Below are 21,806 nucleotides of genomic sequence, written 5' to 3'. Positions count from 1 at the left end.
ATAAGCTCTTGAGATAGTGGGGCTATTTGCACAAATAACAACATCAATTGCGCATTAATCACTATAGATACCGCTTTCCATATCCCTTATTATTCCCTCCACTAAAAACTATAAGAAAACTTATCCCTAAATTTAGGCCAAAATAAGTTAATGCCTTCTCAAAGGAGCAATGAATGAAAAACTCCATATCACACGCGCTTGGAAATAATTTCTTAGGGTCTTCTCCCCTATGGTACAAACAAGCTGTGATTGCGTTTCTAATAATCAATCCAATCGCTGTTATTACGCTAGGCCCCTTTATTACTGGCTGGCTACTTATTATTGAATTTATTTTCACCCTTGGTATGGCGCTGAAATGCTACCCATTACAACCTGGCGGCCTAATCGCAATTCAAGCAGTTATTCTGGGGCTTACCACTTCTGACGGTGTTTACCATGAAGTCATTAAAAACTTCGATGTTATTTTATTGCTAATGTTTATGGTTGCTGGCATTTATTTCATGCAAGACATGCTGTTGTTTATCTTCAATAAATTGCTAGTAAAAATTCGCTCAAAAGTGATCATTTCATTGGTTTTTAGTTTATCAGCTGCAGTATTATCTGCATTTTTAGACGCACTCACCGTGACAGCTGTGCTTATTAGTGTCAGCGTCGGCTTTTATTCTGTTTATCACAAAGTCGCTTCAGAACAAGATCCTAATAAAAAACACAACCCAAACAGTGACGACAATATACTCCCAGTAAACCAAAGAGATTTGGGCGAATTCCGCTCATTTTTACGTAGTTTATTAATGCACGGTGCAATAGGCACCGCGCTTGGTGGTGTTTCAACCTTAGTCGGCGAGCCACAAAACCTTCTTATTGCAAAAGTTGCCGGCTGGGATTTTGCTGAATTTTTCTTACGAGTCGCACCTATTTCCATGCCTGTGTTGGCTTGCGGGTTAATAACAGTCGTCATTTTAGAAAAAACAAAATGGTTCGACTATGGCGCTCGCCTTCCAGAAAACGTCCGCAATATTTTGAAAAAGTTTGAAGAGGAAGAATCTAAAAAAAGCACCAATAAACACAAAGCTCAGCTTATTATTCAAGGCGTTGTATCTATTATACTAATGCTCTCTTTAGCTTTTCATGTAGCTGAAGTTGGACTTGTTGGCTTAATGGTTATTGTCCTACTAACTGCTTTTAATGGCATTACAGAAGAGCACCAAATAGGTCATGCATTTGAGGAAGCCCTTCCTTTCACAGCCTTGCTTGTAGTTTTCTTTACGATTGTTTCTGTTATACATGAACAGCATTTATTCCAACCAATTATCGATGTCGTTTTAAACATGCCAACGGATTCACAACCTATTATGTTCTTTATTGCTAACGGCTTGTTATCAGCAATAAGTGACAATGTCTTTGTTGCCACCGTGTATATTGGCGAAGTAAAAGAAGCACTTGATGCCGGCACAATTACTCAAGAACACTTCAACACATTGGCTGTTGCCATTAACACAGGCACGAACCTCCCAAGTGTCGCAACACCAAACGGTCAAGCTGCATTTCTGTTTTTACTTACATCGGCAATTGCACCATTATTAAGGCTTTCCTACGGCAAAATGGTTTGGATGGCATTGCCTTATACAATCGTATTAAGCACGGTCGGCGGTCTTTGCGTTGTCTATTTTTTATAGGTAATACGTTAATATCTTCCATTACTTTTAGACACAAAAAAGCCCTAGTAAAAAATACTAGGGCTTTTTTTATTGCCTGAGCTTATCTATATAAAAACAGACTACTCAATCAATTTGGCACTGCCGATTCAAAATAGCGAAGTGAAAACAATTTAAGGTAAATCGTCTTCCAACTCTTCTTTTGGTGTTGGCACCAAGTCTTCTCTTTTCACATCCAAAGCCAGTAATAGGTTTGCCGCAACGAAAATAGAAGAGTAAGTACCAATCACGATACCGACCAACAAAGCCATCGAGAAGTTATGAATGGCTTCACCACCAGCTACAAACAACACAACCAATACAAACAACGTCGTTAAAGACGTAATCAATGTACGGCCTAAAGTTTGGTTGATGGATATATTGATCAAGTCGTAAGGCGTTGTGTCTCGCATAATTCGAAAGTTTTCACGGATACGGTCGCATACAACGATCGTATCGTTAAGTGAATACCCCACAACAGCAAGCAAGGCTGCAAGTACAGTAAGATCAAACTCAACTTCAAATATAGAGAAGAAACCTAACGTAATGATGACGTCATGGGTCAAGGCGATAACAGAAGCCACAGAGAACTTAAACTGAAAACGCACCGCAACGTAAAGCATGACGATAATCAACGCGAGAAGCATACCTAGGCCGCCCTGCTCACGTAATTCCTCACCAACTTGAGCCCCTACAAATTCAGAACGTTGCAAAGAAACCTGCGCAGCGCCACTGTCTTGCAATGTCGTTAGAACTTCATCACCCAATGTAGCGGTATAAGAGTTTGCCAAACGCACAACGATATCAGTAGGCGAACCAAAGCTCTGCACAACCACATCGTCATAACCACTTTCAGCAAGCAGCTCACGAACGTCCTCTAGTTTCGGCGCCTCTTTATAAGCCACCTCAACCAATGTACCGCCAGTAAAGTCTAGGCCAAACTGCAAACCCTTTGTTACCAAAGAACCAATAGAAATTAGGATCAGCGTAATCGAAATCACAGCAACGATTTTACGCAGAGCCATAAATGGAATAGTTGTCACTTTCATGGCTTTCTCCTAAATGTACAGTTTCTTGTTTTTACGGCCGCCATACACAAGGTTAACTTGTGCACGAGTCACTACAATCGCCGTAAACATCGAAGTAATAATACCCAGCGACAATGTCACCGCGAAGCCTTTAACTGGCCCTGTACCAACAGCAAACAAAATAACAGCTACCAATAATGTTGTGATATTGGCATCAAAAATTGTCGTAAAGGCACGGTTAAAGCCGGAATGTATTGCTTGCTGATTTGGGACACCGTTTGCTAATTCCTCTTTTATGCGAGAGAAAATCAACACGTTTGCATCCACAGCCATCCCCATAGTCAATACGATACCGGCAATACCTGGCAGAGTAAGTGTTGCTGAAAGCAAAGACATACACGCCATAAGCAAAATGATATTTAAAGCCAATGAAACATTCGCAAAAAGACCAAACACCTTGTAGTAAAGCAACATAAACAGCATAACGACCAATAGACCGATTTGTGCAGAGCTTACGCCTAATTTAATATTTTCAGCACCTAAGCTCGGCCCAATGGTACGCTCTTCCACAAAGTACATAGGCGCAGCCAATGCACCCGCACGAAGCAACAAAGCAAGCTCTGATGATTCACGTGGGCTATCTAACCCTGTAATACGAAAAGAATTACCCAACGTTGTCTGAATCGTTGCCAATGAGATAATACCTTTCTCACTGTAACTTCTACGAAGTTCTTCAAGTGTTCCGTCTTCTTGCTCAACAACACGAGTACGAGATTTGTGCTCAATAAACACTACCGCCATATTACGACCGACCGCAGCACGAGTGACTTTCGTCATTTGCTTGCCGCCTTTTGAGTCTAGGCTAATGTTTACTTGTGGTTGACCGTTTTCATCAAAAGAAGAACTCGCATCCGAAACACTTTCACCCGTGGTAATAAGGTCACGCTCTAAACGCGCGGTACGCCCACTGCCATCACGGAACGTTAAGACTTCAACGTCAGAGCCGTTGTCTTCTAAACCAGCTTCCAAGCGGAACTCAAGATTAGCCGTTGCACCAATAATACGTTTCGCTGCCGCTGTATCTTGTACACCTGGCAACTCAACCACAATACGATTACTGCCTTGGCGCTGCACCAATGGCTCAGCAACACCCAACTCATTCACACGATTACGCAGCGTCGTTAAATTCTGCTGTAATGCATAAGCCTCGATTTCTTTTGTTGCCGCTTCAGTAAAAGCAACCTCCAAGTAAAAATCACTGCCATCTTGACGAGTGTCAAAACGATATTCTGAGAAATCATCTTCTAACAAGTTTTCAGCCAAAGACAAATCCGCTTCCTGTAGGAAACGAATAGAAAGCACACCATCTTCAACTGTTACACTACGGTAACGAATACGGTCTGAACGCAATGCTGCTTTCATCTCACTTGACGTCACTTCAAGACGCTGCTTAACTGCTGCCGGCGTATCAACTTCCAACAAGAAATGAACACCACCACGCAAATCAAGACCTAACTTCGCAGGCCCAGCACCTAGAGAAGACAACCAATCCGGTGTAGTAGGAACTAAATTAAGTGCTGTAATAAAACTCTCACCCAATGCGGCCGCAACAACAGGTTTAGCCGCTAGTTGGTCCTCACCGCTATTGAAGCGTAAGGTACCGCCAGCAGAGGTAAGCTCTGCTTCTTTTAATTCTATATTTGCTTTTGCGAGCGCGTTTTTAGCTTGTTGTAGCGTTTGCTCGTCAACAACAGTGGTTGTTTTTTGGGCAGATAGTTGTAGCGCTGGATCATCCGGATAAAGGTTTGGGAAGGCATAGAGTAGCCCCAAAGCCAAAACAAGAAGAATTAGCAAATACTTCCACAAGGGGTACTTGTTAAGCATGAAAAATCCTTTAAAACTGAAAAATTAAATGGATCGAGAAAGTAAGAAAAGCGCCAACTTTATTCCTATAAAAATAGAAAAAAAGAGACGCCTTTCTCAAAACGTTAAATTGACTTTAACGTTCCTTTTGGAAGTACTGCTGCAACAGATGCTTTTTGAAATTTCATTTCAACGCCTTCAGCCACTTCAAGTACAACGTAGTTATCATCTACTTTAGATACTTTACCTAAAACACCACCGCCTGTTACAACTTCAGTGCCTTTCGCTAAGGAAGCAATCAGGTTTTTATGCTCTTTCGTACGTTTCGCCTGTGGGCGCCACATAAGGAAGTAAAAAATAACGACGAAACCAGCAAGAAGTACTAAATTAAAAATACCTCCGTCTGCAGCGGCGCCGCCTTCAGCGTAAGCTGGTGAGATCAATGCGATCATGTGCTAACTCTCCAATGGTTTATGAAACTGTTGCGACCCCTAAATAAAGGAATTCGCTTATTTTTGTTTATTTTTCACTCAAAGCTGGTGTTTCTAAGCCACGCTTTGCATAAAACTCATCAACAAAGGCGTCAAATTTACCTTCATCGAGCGCCTTACGCAATCCCGCCATGAGTGTTTGGTAATAACGTAAGTTATGAATGGTATTTAATTGCGCACCAACCATTTCTTGACACTTATCCAAATGATGTAAATAAGACCGAGAAAAGTTTTTACAAGTGTAGCAATCACATTCTTTATCTAAAGGACCAACATCGTGACGATATTGAGCGTTACGAATGCGTACAACACCATCTGAGGTAAATAAGTGACCATTACGTGCATTTCTCGTAGGCATAACGCAGTCAAACATATCAACACCACGACGCACACCTTCGACCAAATCTTCAGGCTTACCAACGCCCATTAAATAACGCGGCTTGTCTTCCGGCATTTTGGGTGTTGTATGATCCAACACCTTCATCATTTCTTCTTTTGGCTCGCCAACAGAAAGACCACCGATTGCATAACCGTCAAAGCCGATATCTACCAAGCCCTCTAAAGATTCATCACGCAAATTTTCGTACATACTACCTTGAATGATACCAAACAACGCAGAAGGACTATCGCCGTGTTCATCTTTAGAACGTTTTGCCCAACGTAAACTTCTACGCATCGATGTCGCAGCGACTTCAGTTGTTGCTGGGTGTGGCGTACATTCATCAAAAATCATCACAATATCAGAACCAAGGTCTCTCTGAACCTGCATAGAAATCTCAGGACTCAAAAACACTTTAGAACCGTTAATAGGAGAACGAAAACTCACACCTTCTTCTGTGATTTTACGCATCTCTCCCAAAGAGAATACTTGAAAGCCACCAGAATCAGTCAAGATTGGCTTTTTCCATTGAGTAAAGTCATGCAAGTCGCCATGCGCTTTAATCACATCAGTACCTGGGCGAAGCCACAAGTGAAATGTATTACCCAAAATAATATCCGCACCGATTTCTTCGATGTCTTTGGTCAACATACCCTTTACTGTGCCGTAGGTTCCTACCGGCATAAACGCTGGTGTTTCAACCTTACCACGTGGAAAAGTCAAGGTCGCTCGACGAGCCTTTCCTGAGGTCGTGTGAAGTTCAAAATCCATAAAACATTCTGGACGTTTATCAGACATTCGTCTTATTCCTCACTTTGCGGGCCTTTAGCCTGCGCATTTCGTGTAATAAACATGGCATCGCCATAACTAAAAAATCGGTACTTCTGTTCAACTGCAGCTTGGTAAGCTGCCATAACATGATCGTATCCAGCAAACGCGCTGATCAACATAATGAGCGTTGATTCAGGCAGATGAAAGTTTGTCACCAAAGCATCTACTGTTTTAAATTCATAACCTGGATAGATAAAAATACTGGTATCGCCCTGCATCGGAGCAATTTCACCACTCTGACTCGCCGATTCAAGACTACGGACACTGGTTGTGCCGACAGCAATAACTCGACCGCCACGGGCTTTCGTTGCCTTCACTTGATCCACGACGCTCTGTTCTACTTCGACGTATTCCGCATGCATAATGTGATCTTTCACATTATCTACCTTCATTGGTTGAAAGGTTCCTGCGCCAACATGCAATGTCACAAACGCTGTTTCAACACCTTTTGACTTTAACTTTTCTAGTAGCTCATCATCAAAATGCAAACCTGCCGTCGGAGCAGCAACAGCACCTGGCTTTTGATTATAAACTGTTTGGTAACGTTCTTGATCACTTTCTTCATCAGGTCGCTCAATGTAAGGGGGCAAAGGCATGTGTCCAACGCGAGACAATACATCCAACACTGGCTCTTCAAAAACAAGATGGAACAGGGCACCAGAGCGGCCAATCATTGTCGCCTCGATTTGTTCACCTTTGTCTTGTCCTAAAAAGATCTTACTGTTTTCTTTTGGTGATTTGCTAGCACGAACATGAGCTAAGGCTTCATTCGTCGCAACAACACGCTCGACCAAAATCTCAACCTTACCGCCAGACTCTTTCTGACCAAATACACGAGCAGGAATCACTCGAGTATTGTTAAACACCATCAAATCACCAGGCTGAACCAAATCCAACACATCAGGAAACTGACGATGAGCAAGTTCACCGCTTGGGCCATCAAGATGCAACAGTCGGCTAGCGGTTCTGTCTGGCGTTGGATAATTCGCGATTAACGAATCAGGTAAATCAAAGTGATAATCGGAAACGAGCATGAAAAGAAAACTACCTAGAAAAAATGACGCCGTATTTTAACGAAAAATCATACAAAAAGTTAGCGAAAATCCACATAAAAAGGTATTTCCAAGAGACATCATCTTAAAAAGATAAAAAATAACACCACCAACCGTTGACTTATATTCAAATTACCATAGAATACGCCTCACCTTTTTCAAGGCCAGTGTGGTGGAATTGGTAGACACGACGGATTCAAAATCCGTTGCCTTCGGGTGTGGCGGTTCGAGTCCGCCTACTGGTACCATTTAGATGAAGCCCTAACTAAATTTTAGTTAGGGCTTTGTTGTTTCTGAACTTCTGAATTACACTTAAAACTGCTTCAAGTTGATAACTTGATACGAGTTGAAAAGACCAATCCTTTTAAAAATCACTAACTAAATCAGGCTAAATTTAGCGTATTTTTAAAACAGATAAAGTAACAGTGCCTTTAATACTTTTAAGAAATAGACTCGACTTATTAGTATTTAATTGGCGTTTGATTAAAATTTACACACCACTTACCAACACATAAAAGTCAAATTCACCACCCTATAGCTTTAGGTAGCCAAGTCGCAATACTTGGAAAATTAAATAGCAGTAGTAATGCACACAGCTGTAAAGCGACAAAAGGTAACGCACCCAAATAAATATCTTTAATGGATATTCCTGGCGGAACCACCCCTTTGAGGAAGAAGAGTGCCCAACCAAATGGAGGTGTTAAAAAAGACATTTGTAGATTCATTGCTACCAAAATCGCTAACCACACCATATCTGTGCCATAACTACTAAATATAGGTAAAAACATTGGCAGCGCAATGTAAGATATTTCAATCCACTCAAGAAAGAAGCCAAGGATAAAAAGTAGTACCATTAAAAATATAATAGCCCCTAACTCACCTCCTGGTAACATTTCAAAAAAACCATGAACTACCTGCTCTCCTCCAAGCCCTCTAAAAGCTAAGGAAAATGGTTGTGCACAAAGCAATATGAAAAAAACCATTGCGGAAATAGTTAAAGTTCCATGTAAAGCTTCTTGTAGAAGCGTCCAATTAAGTCGATTCATAGAGACAGCTAGTAGAATTGCACCCAACGCTCCCATTGAAGCAGCTTCAGTTGGTGCAGCAACACCTCCTACAATAGAACCAAGAACAGCAACAACCAGTAACAAAGGCGGACAGACATTACGTAATAAATCTTTAATTAATTGAGAACGACTAGTAAGTGCCCTTTCTTCTTTAGGTATGGCAGGGACCAAATCTGGTTTTATAATACCTAAAATCAATAAATACAAAATATAAATAACAGCCAACACCAAGCCTGGAATGAAAGCTGCTGCGAATAAAGTACCTACTGACTCTCCAACAATATCTGACAAAAGAATTAAGACTAAACTAGGTGGAATTATTTGGCCTAAGGTTCCTGATGCACAAATAGTCCCACACGCTACACTAGGATGATAACCTCGCCTCATTAATACAGGTAAAGTTAGTAAACCAACCGTTACTACTGTTGCTCCAACAATACCTGTTGAAGCTCCCATTAAGACACCTACTAGAATAATGGCTAGACCCATACCACCATTTACCCCTCCCATAGCTTTACCAATCGTTTCGAGCATATCTTCTGCGACACGAGATTTTTCAAGCATAACCCCCATAAAGACAAAGAGAGGAATAGCAAGTAAAGTGTAATTGGTCACAACCCCATACAAACGAGCTGGCATCAAATTAAATAACATGGGGCCAAAACCTATATATCCAGCAACAAAACCAGACACAGCTAAAGATATTGCGACAGGGATACCTATAATCATCATCGATAAAAAGCCGCCGATCATTCCTAAAATAATCCATTCATTACCAATCATATAGCTTCTCTCTCTGCTATTTTAATAGCCTCATTTTTTGTCTCAGTAATTTTCAGATACGCTGTTAGCGTGTCTGCAATACCTTGAAAAACCAATAAGCCAAAACCTATTGGTATAAATGCTTTGAGTAAATATCGCATAGGTAACCCACCTGGATCGGGAGACCCTTCTTGTAAACGATAAGACTGTCCAACATATTTAATACTAAGCCAAGTAATGTAGAGACCTATCGCAATAGTTGCCACTGCTGTAAGTAGATCGATAACTCCTTGCTTGCGAATAGAAAACTTATCGTAAAAAATATCAACACGAACATCTGCACGATGCTTCATAGAATAAGCTAAGCCAATCAAAGCGATAGGTGATATTAGGTGCCATTCAAGCTCTTGTAACGAAACTGGACCTATAGAAAATAAATAACGAAAAATGACATTGGTAGCGACGAGTAAAACAAGGGCTAGTACGCACAAACGTGCTAACCCACCAAACCCTTCAACCACCTTTTCAATAAATTGAATAAGGGATTTCATAGGATCATCCGTTTAAAGGTTTAAGAATGGTTTCTCGCTAAGAGCAGCCCATGAGGCATGTTTCTCCTTAAAAGCCATAAAGGATTCATAAACCTTCTTAGTTTGTGGATCAGCTGCTGCCATAGTTGATAAAGTATCGAATGTAGCTTCTTTTAAGCTAGTAACAATATCTTGAGGTAGCGGCTGAGCAATTACACCTTCATTCTGCACCAAGTCCGTTAACGCTTCAGAATTAACAGCCTCAGACCATGATAAGCTTTCAGTAACACTGGCTTGCGCGGCCATTTTTACAATCATCTGCAAGTCTTTTGGTAAAGATTCCCACACGTCTTTATTGATTAATAATTCAGTTACATTAGTCGGCTCATGCCAACCTGTTGTGTAATAATATTTGGCCGCCTTATGAAGCCCCAGACGTCGATCTTGATAAGGCCCAACAAATTCAGCAGCATCAATGACTCCTCGCTCTAGAGCTGGAAAAATTTCACCTCCAGGCAATAAGCGTACAGTAACACCTAGCTCACTATATACTTTACCTGCTAGACCTGGAATCCGCATTTTCAGCCCTTTTAGATCCGCAACTGACTCAACGGGTTTTCTAAACCAGCCAGTCATTTGAACGCCCGTATTTCCCATTGGGAAAGCAATTAAGCCGTGTGGCTCATAAATTTCATGCCACAGTTCCATACCACCACCATGATACAACCAAGCATTCATTCCTTGAGTATTTAGTCCAAAAGGTACTGTTGTAAAAAACTGTGCCGCCGGTATTTTACCTGCCCAGAAATAAGCATTAGCCGCATTCATTTCTATTGTACCGCTCGATACAGCGTTAAAGCCTTCTAATGCAGGCAACAACTCTCCTGCAGCAAAATGTTGAATATTTAGACGCCCTCCAGACATTTCTTCAACTTTTTTACAAAAATCCATCGGACTACCCGGCCCTTGTACATAAAATGGTGAGCCCGGTGGGTAAGCGTTAGTCATTCTTACATTAAAAGAATCTTTACTCTGAGCTTGAACGATAGATGGAGTAGCCACTACTGCCCCCGCAGCTGTAGCAGCAAGTGCATTACCAAGGAATTGACGTCTACTATTAGTCATATTTATACCCTTTACATTTGAATTCCAAAATGTCGATGATATCGACCCAGACAGAACTTAATATGCAGAGAGTATGCCAGAAAACAAATAACCTATTGTAAGCAGTTGATAAATAAAGATAAAAATAAAAAAATGAGGGTTTTATAGATCAATAACCAGCGCCCTATTATGGAATAGCAATATTATAAATACATAAAAAAGGAGCCAATAAATCATACATATGTATGATTTTTGATTACAAAAATCTTTATTTATTATTCAAATGTAATCATTAGACAAACAATTGATACCACATGTATATTTGTTATATTTATCGGCATTTCGCACCAAAATATAGCGTAGAACAAACTATTTTATAGTCTTGCCCCTCCCCGCCTATGCTTTACTCGCTTCAATAAGCTTCCACATTCCACTGAAATAATTTCTTCTCGACCGAAAAGATAGTTCTTAGCAAATTGATCAAAAGCTTCATAGTTATCCGTTAATGTGTGGATATGCAGACTTCTTAAATCAGTCATTATATAAAGGCTTACTACTTCTTGTTTAGCCGCCAATTCTTCTGCGACGCTTTCAATATGCTGAGGTACTACTTTGAGATCGATAAAAGTTGAGATAACCTTACCTAGCTTTTCAGGGTTTATCACCGCAGTAAATTTCTCAATAACACCGTCATCAACCAGTGCCTTTACTCTTGCTCTGGCATGCGCACGAGAAATGTTGAGCTGTCTTGCGATATCAGCAAATGAAGCTCTGCCGTCTTGAACTAGGATGCTAAGCAAAGCAGTATCATTTTTATTCATTGACAGTTCACCCTTGATTTAAAGTTCTTACTTTAAGCAATTTCTTTGCCAGACTCTGATTAATGGGTGCTTTAGGCATTTTAGCTAACGATGTGTGATTAAATTTAGCGCCTGAAAGTTTTTCCTTTGAGTTCAACACCATGGGCCAATTATTATGGGCATCATGTAATAAAGGGAACGACTGTAGCTCTTCAATTGTGAACGAGGGGTTTGGTTTTTTTATCAGGAGAGGGCTTGCAACAACGACAAGCTCTTGATGAAACAAAGGCTCAGCCTGTAAATTAGACGAGAACGGTAGGCCTGTTAACCTCACCGCAATATCAATTTGATCCACATAGAAATTAGAAAGTGATTCCGTGGCAAGCGTTCGTAATTCAATATGAGGTAATAAGGCATTTAACTACCTAAAGCGAGGAATAAGTAATTTTGCTTCGAAAGTAGGAGTAATACTAGCCATTACTGCATCAGAGCGTTCAATCATATGGGAATTGCCTCACCCATAATATCAAAGGCCCTAGAAATATCATTCAGATAAACGACCTCCTTTACCGTTAATGCTAACCCCCTAGGTAAACGTTCAAATAATATGACACTAAATACTCTTCAAGAACTCGAATCTACTGAGCAACCGCGCCTTACGCCACACCTAATCCTTTTAGCTACCTTAAATAACTCCTTGAAACCTAAAATGCCCAAAGAGAGTTTAATGCTAGTAATTTCTACGTGGTAAAATCATCACTTAGTTCTGTAGTTTTTCTATATCATATAGCGCTTGACTGACAGAACAACCTAGTAGCTTGGTTAGAGCAAAAAATCAACAACACTAAAAATACACTCACGCCTTTCGAACTGTATACAAGGCTGGTATAGTCACTTCAATATTTCCAATGATACCTATATACATTCCATTAAATTATCTAAAACAAGATCAACTTGGGTACAGCAACATGAACCGTCGTAAAAAAATTAAAGACATTCTAACTAAACGTAATAAACAAGCCACATTAAAAGCGAATCCAAAAAAAGCAAAGCCTAAATACATTTCAAAAGCTGAGCGTGCGAAAATGGAAGCTGATGCCGCGACTGAATCAACAATCGATACAGTTACCACAGAAAATACAGAAGAAAGCAGCGCCGAAGAAAACAACGCTTAATTTCATGATGAGCTAATTCTGCCTTCTAATTAAGAAGCCAAATTTAAAAGATCTATTAGCTCAGTTTGCCCCACACAGCCCATTCGTTTCCGCATGGGTCTAGAAAATGAAATCGACGACCACCAGGGAATTCAAATATTTCCTGCTCTATGGCTCCACCAGCCGACTTAACATCATTCAACGTTATTTCCAAATCATCACTGAATAAAATAATCAAAGCGGCGCCTGTTTGTGGCCGAGAACAAAAGTTTGCTTGAAAAAAACCGCCATCTAAACCTGCATTTTCAAACGCTGTGTATTCAGGACCATAATCCTTAAACCCCCAGCCAAACACCTGACTAAAAAACGCCTTATTTAACGCCAAATCACGAGCAGGTAGTTCTACATAATTGATTTTATTGGATGCCATACACTTATCCCTCTCTTATTCTTACTTAATCGTTGATGTAACAATCAAAATAACGCTAAACAATATCATAGCGCCACCAACCCACTGTTGCTTGCTAATACTTTCAGCAAAGCGGCGTTTCGAATAATACAAGGTACCCAATATTTCTAGTTGCCCTAAAGTTTTCACTAAAGCAGGATTCACAAGCGCAAAACCGGTAAACCAAGCAATAGAGCCCAAGGAACTAAGCGCTCCAACTTTCATACTCAAACCAAGACTTTGTCGAAACGGAGCTAACGCATCTCGGCTTTTAAAAATTTGAATACCACACAAAATAATCGATTGAAGTGCCAACACATACCAAAGCGTCACACCAGCACTCGTAATAATAGAACCATTCAAAGCGTGACTTGCCATGGAAGCACTGACCGATGTAATGGCAAAACATAAACCGCTCCCCAAGCCAAAAATCAACGACGTGTCTTTATGAGCCAGTTTCAAATTATTCCACTTTATACTCATTACCAAAGCGCCTAAAACCCCCAACGCAACACCTATCCATGAACCTAAGGTCAAAGTGTAATGCAATAAAGGCAAACCAATTAATGCAGCCAATACTGCCTCTGTTTTTGCCAACAAGGTACCTAAGGCAAAACTACCAGATTGAAAAACCCGCAACATTAAATACGTCGCCATAATCTGAGCAATAGAGCAAATACTCGCAGCAAACCAAAACACGCCATTATCAGGTAAAGACACCCAACCAAAAATGAAGTAACACGCCAAAAGGTACAAGCTAACCAGAGGCAAACCATACAGTGAACGAGACATAGTCGCATGCAAAAGACCTGCATCACGAGCCAAGGTATTTTGATACGCCGTTCGAACAGACTGACAAGCCGCCGCAAACAACGTAATGAAAATCCACATAGCAATTAAATCCTAAAAAGAATTAAAACAAAAAACCGAATAAGCATGAGACCTAGACTCGCCTTACACTTGATAAATAACTTTCCAACCATCAACACAACCGTTTTTATAAAATTCGTTTCAGTAGTCGATCCGCTCTTGTACGGATGACTTTCTTTAACAAACGCTGAATTTTCGACGGGTAATCTTGCAGCATTTCGAGTTGACTAAATGTCGAAACTCGCTGAGTGTGTTTAAAAATATTATCAAATTCTGCGTTAAATTTTGTCTCTAAACGCTTTTCAGGGTCATCAATCAACAAACCATTTTCTAAGTCCAATGCCCATGCTCTAGGGTTCACATTATTTCCCGTTAACAGCATAGTACGACGATCTACCCATAATCCTTTCAAGTGATAACTATTGGTATCGTGCTTCCATAAATGAATCGATAATTGACCCGTTTTTATGAATTTCTCATTAATTACAGAGAATTTTCGTAGATTAATTTCATACAAATAAGGCAAACCACCAATGGCTTTAAAGGGTTGATCAGGCGCAATATAAAAATCATTGGCTGTTTTATCGCCCACGATAATATCGACCTTTACTCCGCGTTTAATCGCGCGTTTCACTTCTCGTAGCACAGACTTTGGAAGGTTAAAGTAAGGTGTACATAGAACAATTTCTTCTTTCGCATTCGCCAGTAAAGTAAGGATTTGTTTATTGAGTATATTATTACGTTTCCCAACACCGACTAAAGGCGTGACAGCAACATGACCCTCTTGAATCTGTTCCGTTTTTCCTCGATAAAAAGATCGACTCAATGCAATACGAAACTTGCGGATCGACGATTTTATCTCTTTGGTGCTTGGTAAATCTGTTTGTGAAAGATTTTGAACTGCTGCTTGGCCAATCATATCCTGACGTACAAAATCCGCCATGCTGTCCGCCAAAGAAGCGTTTTGAATAACATGATAACGATCAAACCGATAACGGTCTTGATAATGCAGATAAACGTTATTCAAACTCGCACCGCTATAGATCACGGTATCATCAACAACAAAACCTTTTAGATGCAACACGCCAAATACTTCACGGTTACGCACTGGCACGCCATATACAGGAATCGTCACATCGTATTTGTTAGCGTAAGCCTGATAAAACGCCGCATTGCCTTTCGATTTCTCAGCCCCCACCAGTCCACGTTGAGCACGATGCCAATCAACACATACAGCGATATCTAATTCTGGGTTGCGTAACTTGGCCTCGTAAAGTGCCGTCAGCACTTCTCGCCCGGCTTCATCGTTTTCAAGGTAAAGGGTAACAAGGTAAATTCTAGTAGTGGCTTTATTAATGGCTTCTAATAAATATTCACGAAAATGGCGAGCCGACTGCAAAACATCAAACTGATCTGGATCAACCGAAAAAGTGGGTAATGTGCCAAGAGAATATCGAATGGGCATGATACGTAGGTGCTACCTTTTTAAAACAACAGCGAACTGTAACAAATTTGCCAGTTTTGTGCTGTATGAATTCTGCTTATTGATTTAATTCTTATTGATTCAAGCCCAACTCTTTTTGTTTCTTCTTCGTCAAACCCAACGACACAATACGATAGGATTCTTGAAGGTAATAAGTTAATTCTTCATCCAACTCTTTTGACCCTTCAAACTGCTGAATCCACTTCATACCACGGGAAGCAAGATAAGGCGCCGGTCTATAGCCTTCTTTGTAGCGTAAAAAATCATAGTTTAAATCCGATGTTTTGAAAGTAAACGCAGGCATTCCATTTCGACTCCACCCACCAACAGCAAACATCTTTCCACCTACTTTCCAGACCTGAGAATTTCCCCACTGAACAACATGGGTTGTCACAGGCAAAGAACCACAAAATTGGTTGAACTCGTCATAGGTCATTGATAAATAATTAAATTAGATTGATTGAAATTGATACTAAAAAATTAAAACACATATTTTAAGATTAGGCTTTAGAGAAGAGGAGGTGACGCTAAACCGTCACCTCCTTAAAGTCAGGATTATTTGATGTATATTCTTGCCATGAATGATCAATACTTTTCACTTCATTCTCAATCCAACGCTTAAATCCCATTACTTTTTGACGCTTAAAATGATGCGCTGGCGCCACAAGATAAAAATCATATCGAGATTTCATATATATAGGCAATGGACAAACCAACTGACCTTTCTCTATTTGTTCATACACCAAGCTAAACCGCATCATAGAAATCCCCTGCCTAGACAATAAGGCTTCTACCAATGCGGTGGAATCATCGATATGAAGTTGAGTGTTTATCGGCATATCGTACATGTCTAAAAAACGCTGATATATCGGCCAAACATGTTCCATATCAGGTCCAGTGTCGGTAATAACCGGTATCTTAGCCAACTGTTTTTTAATCGGTTCTTTATCATTAATTAACGAAGGGTGGCAAACAGGCAGCAAAAACTCTTCAAATAACAAGCTAGACTGCAATCCTTTATACACGCCTTCTCCCAATCGAACCCCTAAATCAGTGTCGAGAAAAGTTGATAGCTTACTATTAGGACTAAGTCGAAGGTTGATCTCTGGTTCTTGTATTCGAAACCCACCTAACCGAGGCACTAACCAGCGATTTGAAAAAGAAGGCACAGCACTAATCACCAAGGTATTAGGATTGGAATCTTCTGCTACTCCCTTTACTCCCTCTTCTAATAGGCCAAAGGCTTTATTTGCGTAGTCAAATAAATAGGCTCCTTCTGTCGTCAAAGTCACTTGACGAGTATGCCTTTCAAACAATTCAACACCTAAGGCTTGCTCTAAGGTTTTTATTTGCTGGCTGATTGCCGCTTGTGTCACATACAAATGTTCTGCTGCAGCTTTAAAGCTCAATGATTGTGCCGCATAACGAAATGCCAGTAACGACTTAAGTGAAGGCAAAAGACGATTAGAAGACATAAAAAACCCTTTATAGTTAAGTATATCTTAATCATAGACCGTATTTTCTCATTTGTCTGAACCTATTTTATATCCGATCATACACAACTAAGCTAAGCATACTAATTTAAGTACATTACAGGAGAAAATTAATGGAAATTAATCAAGCAAAAAACATCCCCTTAAGCATAAATCAGTGTTGTGAAAACACATTAGATACACTTACTAAAAAATCTTTGAAACCGCTTTTCAAAAAAATGCTTCATAACTGGAAAACAAGAAGTAGACTTCACACATTAAGCGAGTCTCAAATGAAAGATATTGGCTTGACTTCAGTCGATATTTACAACGAAACAAACAAGCCACTTTGGAAATGATCAACCTAAAAAATGACATTCCGTTCGTTTAGATAACACGGTTATAGACTCAATCTAGGCGGCGGAATGACATTTATACAAACAAAGAAAAACCCATTCTTCCGATCAAGAACACAAGCAACACCAAGAAAAAGACTCGGATAAAACCACTACCGTAGCGCAAGGCTAAAAACGCCCCTGTCACAGAGCCCGCCATATTACATAACGCCATCACACCACCGACTAACCACAGCACATTACCAGATGGAATAAAGAAGGCTAAAGACCCAGTAAAGGTGCCTAAATTAACAAGCTTTGCCGACGCTGATGCGTTAATAAAATTAAAACCGAAGCACCGAACAAATAGAAAAATTAAAAAACTGCCACTTCCCGGTCCAAAAACGCCATCGTAAAAACCAATCAAACCACCAAAGAAAACCCCTAAAACGATCTCTCTCTTACCACAATCCTTCTTTGAATCCCCTTTGCCTAAATCCTTTTTAATAAAAGTGTAAACAGCCATTAACACCAAAAGAAAAAACACGATGTAACTCATCAAGGCTTTTGGCATGAAGGAAACCGACAAACCTCCTATAAAGGCAAAGACAAAAGCAGAGAAAACCGTTGGAATAATCAGCTTCCAAAGAATTTTTACTCTCTTCATATAAGTAAAAGCAGACGACGTTGTACCTGCCAGCACCGCAAGTTTATTCGTACCGAACACCGTCGCCAAACTGTACTGCGGTAACGCATGCAAAAGCGCAGGCAACTGAACCAATCCTCCTCCGCCCACCGCCGCATCAATCAAACCACCGCAAAACGCGAAAAGCCCTAACGGAATTAAAAAATAATCAAACATCTAGCAATCTGCCCTTTTTCATCTACATCAACGTCATTCAAGGATTAAACATTCAGATTAAAAAACTAGAGAGATGAATAAAAGTAACTTATATTAAATCAATGATTCATTATAAATGAGCAATAGATGGAATTCTCACAATTACGTATGTTTCAAACGGTGGCAGAATACGGCAGCATTATTCGTGCGGCGGAAAAACTCCACTGCGTACCATCCAACATCACCACCAGAATCAAAAAGCTAGAAGAAGAACTCGGAACAACCTTATTTATCAGGCAGGGTCGAGGATTAGTCATAAGTCCATCAGGGAAAATATTTCTAGAATACACCAACCAAATACTGTCCTTATGCCAAGACGCTAAACAAGCGATCAGCCCTCAATCGGAACCTTCCGGACTATTAAGAATAGGTGCAGTTGAATCCTCAGCAACAGGTCGATTGCCCAAACTACTGTCTCAGTATCACCAAGAGTTTCCAGCGGTTCAAATGCAATTCAGCACAGACAGATGGCAACAACTGCTAGATGACGTGATTCATCATAAACTCGATGGCGCCATCGTTGCTGTGAACCATAAGCATCCATATTTAAACAGCGTAGAAATATACCAAGAAGATCTCGTCTTAATAGCTCCCGCCACAACAGACGACATAACACACCCAAGTGACTTAATTGGAAAAGACATCTTCATGTGGCCAGAAGGCTGCCCCTATAGAAAAACACTTGAAGACTGGTTAAGCGAACACAATGCCACAACAGCCATTACCAGCATCGCCAGCTACGGAACCATCTTAGGCTGCGTCAGCTCAGGAGCTGGCATTTCACTCGTACCAAAAGGAATGCTTGAACAATATAACGGCGCAGAAAGCGTAAAAACCTACGAATTCAAAGAACTCACCGCTTTAAAAAACTACTTTATTTGGAACAAAAATACAGGCTTACATCGCGCCAAAGAGGCGTTTTTAGAGCGACTCAAAGCCAGTTTTTAATAACAACCACCAAAACCTTTACGCTGACTTATAATCACCTTCTTCTCCTTTCCCTACCTTCAGGTAATTATAGTAGGGAGAGGATCGAAAATGGGGTTGGGTCTTGTCGGTCGTGATTTATCACGACAACGTGCTATTCTCAGGACGAGCAACTATAGTGCGACACACCGCCTGCACGAAAATACTCTTTCGGCTTTAGCCGATAATATTTGTCTTCTATTTCTTTTGATTGCTCGTCATACGGGCGATTCAAAACCTCTTGCAGTTCTTTGACAAGAGAGTAATCCCCTTCTGTCGCTTGTTCATAAGCTGGCACAACCAGCCACTCGCGCCACGTGTATTTTGGGTTAACCTGCTTCATCTTTATGGATATCTCAGAAACATCGCCACTGGCACTCACGAGGTCGTACCACTCGTTAAGCCAAGACTGCCATTGTTCGTCGAGGGTTTCAGACGTGGCGACATAAAAGCTCTTTTTCAACGACGAGATCTCATCAGGGATATGAGATAACTCACGGAAGAAGATGGTGTAATCCACCTCAGAACGATCCATAAGTTGCAGTAATTGTTTAAATAATTGGGCGTCAAATTCAGCCAGACCAAGCTTGCTTGCCCACATTTGTTGAGTTTGATTTTGCATTTCTTCAGCAAAGCCCCGTCGTACTTCATCAAACTGTATTAGCGCGTCACTACCTTCTGCAAGTAAAGGACGAACTGCCGTCCAAAACATATGAAAATTCGCTTCCGCTGCGCTTGGTTGATGGAAGAAAGAAAAATGTTTGCCACCGCCAGTCCAAGGTTGGAATTCCATATCAAATATTTCACAAAATCCAAATGGGCCATAATCCAGCGTAAAGCCACCAGCGGCGCAATTGTCGCTGTTAAAGTTTCCTTGGCAATAACCAACGCGCAGCCAATTCGCAACCAATGCCGTCAGACGCTGACGAAATAACCCAGCTAATTCTACTAACTGATCGGCAAAGTCATCTTCTTGGTCAATCTCGTTTTGGTATTCACGTTCAATTAAGTGCATAACAATCATGCGTAACTCTTCAAGCGCCAAAGGGTCGGCATTACTACGAGTCCGTCGGGCAAACAATTCAAGCTGACCAACGCGCAAAAACGAAGGCGCGACACGCGTAGAAATCGCCACGGGATTGTCCACCAAAATATCAGGATCAGCGGAGCGAGAATCGGGTGAGTACCAAGGACGTCTCGCCGTCTCCGACTTAGAAACATACAGGGTTAAAGAACGGGAAGTAGGAATATCTAAAGCGTGCATGTGCTCTTGCACAAGAAACTCCCGTACACTGGAACGCAACACTGCGCGACCATCACCACCACGACAATAAGGCGTCGGGCCACCACCTTTTAATTGCATTTCCCAGCGCTGGCCGTTCATCACCGTTTCAAATACAGAAATGGCACGACCATCGCCATAACCATTGCCTGTACCAAACGGACATTGCTGAATGTATTCGGTGCCGTAAATCGAAAGCGCATAACCCGTCGCCCAACCAAATGGTTTCATTGGTCCACAGGCCGCCGAGATATCGCCAGAAAACAATCGGCTAAAGTCACTATCCAATGCAAGCTCATCACTCAGCCCAAGCTCGTTAAAAAGCGTGCTGCTGTGGCTGATGTATTCTGGCTCTGCCAACGGTGTCGGAGTGACAGGAACAAAATGACCAGAAAAGACTTGTCGAGCACGGTGGTCATCGCCATCCTCTGTAGCATTCGGATCCGCATGTAAGGTATCCATCAGTGAATAATCCACCTTCTCTACAAACTCATCGAAAGTAGTCACGCATGCATTGCTTGATGATTTAACGGATTTTGTCATTGTTGTAAAAACCTACCATTGTGATTTTTCGTTGTTTTTAGACATTCATTTTTATGACTAGCGCCAGTAATGGCAACGTGCTTCATGAGATTGTTGATACAAAACCTCAGATATTTTTATCGTATTACAACAAGCATACCTTTAAAATGATTATAATTTAGTGGTTTATAGAGATAATTGAAGCGTTGTGAAAATGTGTAAACGCGCACTCGCACCAGCACTTTACTGGCTTAAGTGGGTGTTAATCTTTTAAATGATATCTAGGAAATTTAATGCAATACGTAGAATTAATCATAATAACGTCAGTACTCCAATTTTTCTTTTTTGCAGTGATGACAGGGAAAGCTAGAATAAAGTATGGAATTAAAGCCCCTGCTATAAGTGGTCATGAGGGATTTGAACGTATGTACAGAGTTCAAATGAATACATTGGAGATGTTAGTGATGTTTATTCCTGCTATTTTCATCGCCTCAAATTATTGGTCTACATCATTAGTGTCAAGTTTAGGTCTTGTCTATTTAGTAGGTCGTTTTATATATTGGCTAGCATATGTAAAAGACCCAGCAAGCCGTACCGTTGGCTTTATGCTTTCAATGTTACCTTCACTAGCTCTAATTATATTATCTATTGTTGGGATAATAATGTCTTTGGCTGGAATCCAAGCCTAACAAGCCACCAATGCGGCTTCATCAAACAAGGCTTGGGATTTAAAGCGCCCTTCCCATAAAGTACCTGTACGTTGATAGGTGTG

22 protein-coding genes and 1 tRNA gene are annotated in these 21,806 nt (G+C 40.7%); 6 read left to right on the top strand and 17 right to left on the bottom strand.

Translation table 11 applies throughout. The annotated features are described in order from the left end of the window. Positions 1-173 precede the first annotated feature (173 nt). Positions 174-1,676, top strand: a complete 1,503-nt coding sequence (gene nhaB / locus MUS1_RS13695) for a sodium/proton antiporter NhaB (RefSeq protein WP_036163482.1) — start codon at positions 174-176, stop codon at positions 1,674-1,676. A gap of 152 nt (positions 1,677-1,828) precedes the next feature. On the opposite strand, the gene secF is transcribed toward nhaB, so the two are convergent. The 5 genes from secF to queA form a co-directional block, all read right to left on the bottom strand. Further along, positions 1,829-2,743: a protein translocase subunit SecF gene (gene secF / locus MUS1_RS13690; protein ID WP_036163480.1), complete on the bottom strand. Its 915-nt coding sequence runs from the start codon at positions 2,741-2,743 to the stop codon at positions 1,829-1,831. 9 nt (positions 2,744-2,752) lie between these two features. Then, positions 2,753-4,606 (bottom strand): protein translocase subunit SecD, encoded by a 1,854-nt coding sequence (gene secD / locus MUS1_RS13685; RefSeq protein WP_036163478.1) that lies wholly within the window; start codon positions 4,604-4,606, stop codon positions 2,753-2,755. Positions 4,607-4,710: 104 nt separating this feature from the next. After that, positions 4,711-5,037: a preprotein translocase subunit YajC gene (gene yajC, locus MUS1_RS13680; protein WP_036163476.1), complete on the bottom strand. Its 327-nt coding sequence runs from the start codon at positions 5,035-5,037 to the stop codon at positions 4,711-4,713. Between the two features lie 67 nt (positions 5,038-5,104). Further along, positions 5,105-6,226: a tRNA guanosine(34) transglycosylase Tgt gene (gene tgt, locus MUS1_RS13675; RefSeq protein WP_211236473.1), complete on the bottom strand. Its 1,122-nt coding sequence runs from the start codon at positions 6,224-6,226 to the stop codon at positions 5,105-5,107. A 32-nt stretch (positions 6,227-6,258) separates the two neighbouring features. After that, the gene (gene queA / locus MUS1_RS13670) at positions 6,259-7,320 is read right to left on the bottom strand and encodes a tRNA preQ1(34) S-adenosylmethionine ribosyltransferase-isomerase QueA (protein WP_036163472.1); all 1,062 of its coding nucleotides are present in this window, start codon (positions 7,318-7,320) and stop codon (positions 6,259-6,261) included. 181 nt (positions 7,321-7,501) lie between these two features. On the opposite strand from queA, the gene MUS1_RS13665 reads away from it, so the two are divergent. Continuing rightward, positions 7,502-7,586, top strand: a tRNA-Leu gene (locus MUS1_RS13665). A gap of 276 nt (positions 7,587-7,862) precedes the next feature. Here MUS1_RS13665 and MUS1_RS13660 read toward each other — a convergent pair. The 5 genes from MUS1_RS13660 to MUS1_RS16420 form a co-directional block, all read right to left on the bottom strand. Beyond that, the gene (locus MUS1_RS13660) at positions 7,863-9,188 is read right to left on the bottom strand and encodes a TRAP transporter large permease (protein ID WP_036163471.1); all 1,326 of its coding nucleotides are present in this window, start codon (positions 9,186-9,188) and stop codon (positions 7,863-7,865) included. Beyond that, positions 9,185-9,718 (bottom strand): TRAP transporter small permease subunit, encoded by a 534-nt coding sequence (locus MUS1_RS13655; protein ID WP_051436293.1) that lies wholly within the window; start codon positions 9,716-9,718, stop codon positions 9,185-9,187. Before MUS1_RS13655 ends, MUS1_RS13660 begins: the two co-directional genes overlap by 4 nt. A 12-nt stretch (positions 9,719-9,730) precedes the next feature. Then, on the bottom strand, positions 9,731-10,822 hold the full coding sequence (locus tag MUS1_RS13650; RefSeq protein WP_036163469.1) for a TRAP transporter substrate-binding protein: 1,092 nt from the start codon (positions 10,820-10,822) through the stop codon (positions 9,731-9,733). Between the two features lie 353 nt (positions 10,823-11,175). Further along, a complete protein-coding gene (locus MUS1_RS13645; protein WP_036163468.1) occupies positions 11,176-11,622 on the bottom strand; it encodes an Lrp/AsnC family transcriptional regulator in 447 nt (148 codons plus the stop codon). 7 nt (positions 11,623-11,629) lie between these two features. Then, positions 11,630-11,956: a type 2 periplasmic-binding domain-containing protein gene (locus MUS1_RS16420; RefSeq protein WP_051436290.1), complete on the bottom strand. Its 327-nt coding sequence runs from the start codon at positions 11,954-11,956 to the stop codon at positions 11,630-11,632. 613 nt (positions 11,957-12,569) lie between these two features. On the opposite strand from MUS1_RS16420, the gene MUS1_RS13635 reads away from it, so the two are divergent. After that, a complete protein-coding gene (locus MUS1_RS13635) occupies positions 12,570-12,776 on the top strand; it encodes a DUF2986 domain-containing protein (protein ID WP_036163467.1) in 207 nt (68 codons plus the stop codon). Positions 12,777-12,831: 55 nt separating this feature from the next. On the opposite strand, the gene MUS1_RS13630 is transcribed toward MUS1_RS13635, so the two are convergent. The 5 genes from MUS1_RS13630 to MUS1_RS13610 all read right to left on the bottom strand — a co-directional run bounded on the left by MUS1_RS13630 (position 12,832) and on the right by MUS1_RS13610 (position 17,031). Further along, on the bottom strand, positions 12,832-13,185 hold the full coding sequence (locus MUS1_RS13630) for a VOC family protein (protein WP_036163466.1): 354 nt from the start codon (positions 13,183-13,185) through the stop codon (positions 12,832-12,834). Positions 13,186-13,206: 21 nt separating this feature from the next. Further along, positions 13,207-14,094 (bottom strand): DMT family transporter, encoded by an 888-nt coding sequence (locus tag MUS1_RS13625; protein WP_036163465.1) that lies wholly within the window; start codon positions 14,092-14,094, stop codon positions 13,207-13,209. 106 nt (positions 14,095-14,200) lie between these two features. Then, a complete protein-coding gene (pssA, locus tag MUS1_RS13620; protein WP_036163464.1) occupies positions 14,201-15,538 on the bottom strand; it encodes a CDP-diacylglycerol--serine O-phosphatidyltransferase in 1,338 nt (445 codons plus the stop codon). A 91-nt stretch (positions 15,539-15,629) separates the two neighbouring features. Then, positions 15,630-15,950 (bottom strand): MmcQ/YjbR family DNA-binding protein, encoded by a 321-nt coding sequence (locus MUS1_RS13615; protein ID WP_245595819.1) that lies wholly within the window; start codon positions 15,948-15,950, stop codon positions 15,630-15,632. A 133-nt stretch (positions 15,951-16,083) separates the two neighbouring features. Then, a complete protein-coding gene (locus MUS1_RS13610) occupies positions 16,084-17,031 on the bottom strand; it encodes a LysR substrate-binding domain-containing protein (RefSeq protein WP_036163461.1) in 948 nt (315 codons plus the stop codon). A gap of 131 nt (positions 17,032-17,162) precedes the next feature. On the opposite strand from MUS1_RS13610, the gene MUS1_RS13605 reads away from it, so the two are divergent. Further along, positions 17,163-17,387: a DUF1127 domain-containing protein gene (locus tag MUS1_RS13605; protein WP_036163460.1), complete on the top strand. Its 225-nt coding sequence runs from the start codon at positions 17,163-17,165 to the stop codon at positions 17,385-17,387. 73 nt (positions 17,388-17,460) lie between these two features. Here the strand turns inward: MUS1_RS13605 and MUS1_RS13600 are convergent, their stop codons facing one another. Then, positions 17,461-18,225, bottom strand: a complete 765-nt coding sequence (locus tag MUS1_RS13600; protein ID WP_036163459.1) for a sulfite exporter TauE/SafE family protein — start codon at positions 18,223-18,225, stop codon at positions 17,461-17,463. A 126-nt stretch (positions 18,226-18,351) separates the two neighbouring features. Here MUS1_RS13600 and MUS1_RS13595 point away from each other — a divergent pair, with 126 nt between their 5' ends. Beyond that, on the top strand, positions 18,352-19,212 hold the full coding sequence (locus MUS1_RS13595) for a LysR family transcriptional regulator (protein ID WP_036163458.1): 861 nt from the start codon (positions 18,352-18,354) through the stop codon (positions 19,210-19,212). A gap of 139 nt (positions 19,213-19,351) precedes the next feature. On the opposite strand, the gene MUS1_RS13590 is transcribed toward MUS1_RS13595, so the two are convergent. Next, positions 19,352-21,055, bottom strand: a complete 1,704-nt coding sequence (locus MUS1_RS13590) for a protein adenylyltransferase SelO (protein ID WP_036163457.1) — start codon at positions 21,053-21,055, stop codon at positions 19,352-19,354. 272 nt (positions 21,056-21,327) lie between these two features. Between MUS1_RS13590 and MUS1_RS13585 the strand changes: the two genes are divergently transcribed. Then, positions 21,328-21,723, top strand: coding sequence for an MAPEG family protein (locus MUS1_RS13585; protein ID WP_036163456.1), 396 nt, complete (start codon positions 21,328-21,330; stop codon positions 21,721-21,723). Positions 21,724-21,806 lie beyond the last annotated feature (83 nt).

This window comes from Marinomonas ushuaiensis DSM 15871, assembly GCF_000521805.1.
In the GTDB taxonomy this organism is placed as follows: domain Bacteria; phylum Pseudomonadota; class Gammaproteobacteria; order Pseudomonadales; family Marinomonadaceae; genus Marinomonas; species Marinomonas ushuaiensis.
The sequence above is the reverse complement of the archived record's forward strand: the minus strand, read 5'-3'. Positions and strand labels throughout refer to the sequence as shown.

What these genes read in the sequence shown, in the direction of transcription:
- MUS1_RS13635 (WP_036163467.1), top strand. Translation starts at nt 12,570, where the DNA reads ATGAACCGTCGTAAAAAAATTAAAGACATTCTAACTAAACGTAATAAA.
- pssA (WP_036163464.1), bottom strand. Translation starts at nt 15,538, where the DNA reads ATGCCCATTCGATATTCTCTTGGCACATTACCCACTTTTTCGGTTGAT.
- nhaB (WP_036163482.1), top strand. Translation starts at nt 174, where the DNA reads ATGAAAAACTCCATATCACACGCGCTTGGAAATAATTTCTTAGGGTCT.
- MUS1_RS13585 (WP_036163456.1), top strand. Translation starts at nt 21,328, where the DNA reads ATGCAATACGTAGAATTAATCATAATAACGTCAGTACTCCAATTTTTC.
- MUS1_RS13605 (WP_036163460.1), top strand. Translation starts at nt 17,163, where the DNA reads ATGGAAATTAATCAAGCAAAAAACATCCCCTTAAGCATAAATCAGTGT.
- MUS1_RS13610 (WP_036163461.1), bottom strand. Translation starts at nt 17,031, where the DNA reads ATGTCTTCTAATCGTCTTTTGCCTTCACTTAAGTCGTTACTGGCATTT.
- MUS1_RS13650 (WP_036163469.1), bottom strand. Translation starts at nt 10,822, where the DNA reads ATGACTAATAGTAGACGTCAATTCCTTGGTAATGCACTTGCTGCTACA.
- MUS1_RS13630 (WP_036163466.1), bottom strand. Translation starts at nt 13,185, where the DNA reads ATGGCATCCAATAAAATCAATTATGTAGAACTACCTGCTCGTGATTTG.
- yajC (WP_036163476.1), bottom strand. Translation starts at nt 5,037, where the DNA reads ATGATCGCATTGATCTCACCAGCTTACGCTGAAGGCGGCGCCGCTGCA.
- MUS1_RS13625 (WP_036163465.1), bottom strand. Translation starts at nt 14,094, where the DNA reads ATGTGGATTTTCATTACGTTGTTTGCGGCGGCTTGTCAGTCTGTTCGA.
- MUS1_RS13655 (WP_051436293.1), bottom strand. Translation starts at nt 9,718, where the DNA reads ATGAAATCCCTTATTCAATTTATTGAAAAGGTGGTTGAAGGGTTTGGT.
- MUS1_RS13590 (WP_036163457.1), bottom strand. Translation starts at nt 21,055, where the DNA reads ATGACAAAATCCGTTAAATCATCAAGCAATGCATGCGTGACTACTTTC.
- MUS1_RS13660 (WP_036163471.1), bottom strand. Translation starts at nt 9,188, where the DNA reads ATGATTGGTAATGAATGGATTATTTTAGGAATGATCGGCGGCTTTTTA.
- MUS1_RS13600 (WP_036163459.1), bottom strand. Translation starts at nt 18,225, where the DNA reads ATGTTTGATTATTTTTTAATTCCGTTAGGGCTTTTCGCGTTTTGCGGT.
- secD (WP_036163478.1), bottom strand. Translation starts at nt 4,606, where the DNA reads ATGCTTAACAAGTACCCCTTGTGGAAGTATTTGCTAATTCTTCTTGTT.
- MUS1_RS13595 (WP_036163458.1), top strand. Translation starts at nt 18,352, where the DNA reads ATGGAATTCTCACAATTACGTATGTTTCAAACGGTGGCAGAATACGGC.
- queA (WP_036163472.1), bottom strand. Translation starts at nt 7,320, where the DNA reads ATGCTCGTTTCCGATTATCACTTTGATTTACCTGATTCGTTAATCGCG.
- secF (WP_036163480.1), bottom strand. Translation starts at nt 2,743, where the DNA reads ATGAAAGTGACAACTATTCCATTTATGGCTCTGCGTAAAATCGTTGCT.
- tgt (WP_211236473.1), bottom strand. Translation starts at nt 6,226, where the DNA reads ATGGATTTTGAACTTCACACGACCTCAGGAAAGGCTCGTCGAGCGACC.
- MUS1_RS13645 (WP_036163468.1), bottom strand. Translation starts at nt 11,622, where the DNA reads ATGAATAAAAATGATACTGCTTTGCTTAGCATCCTAGTTCAAGACGGC.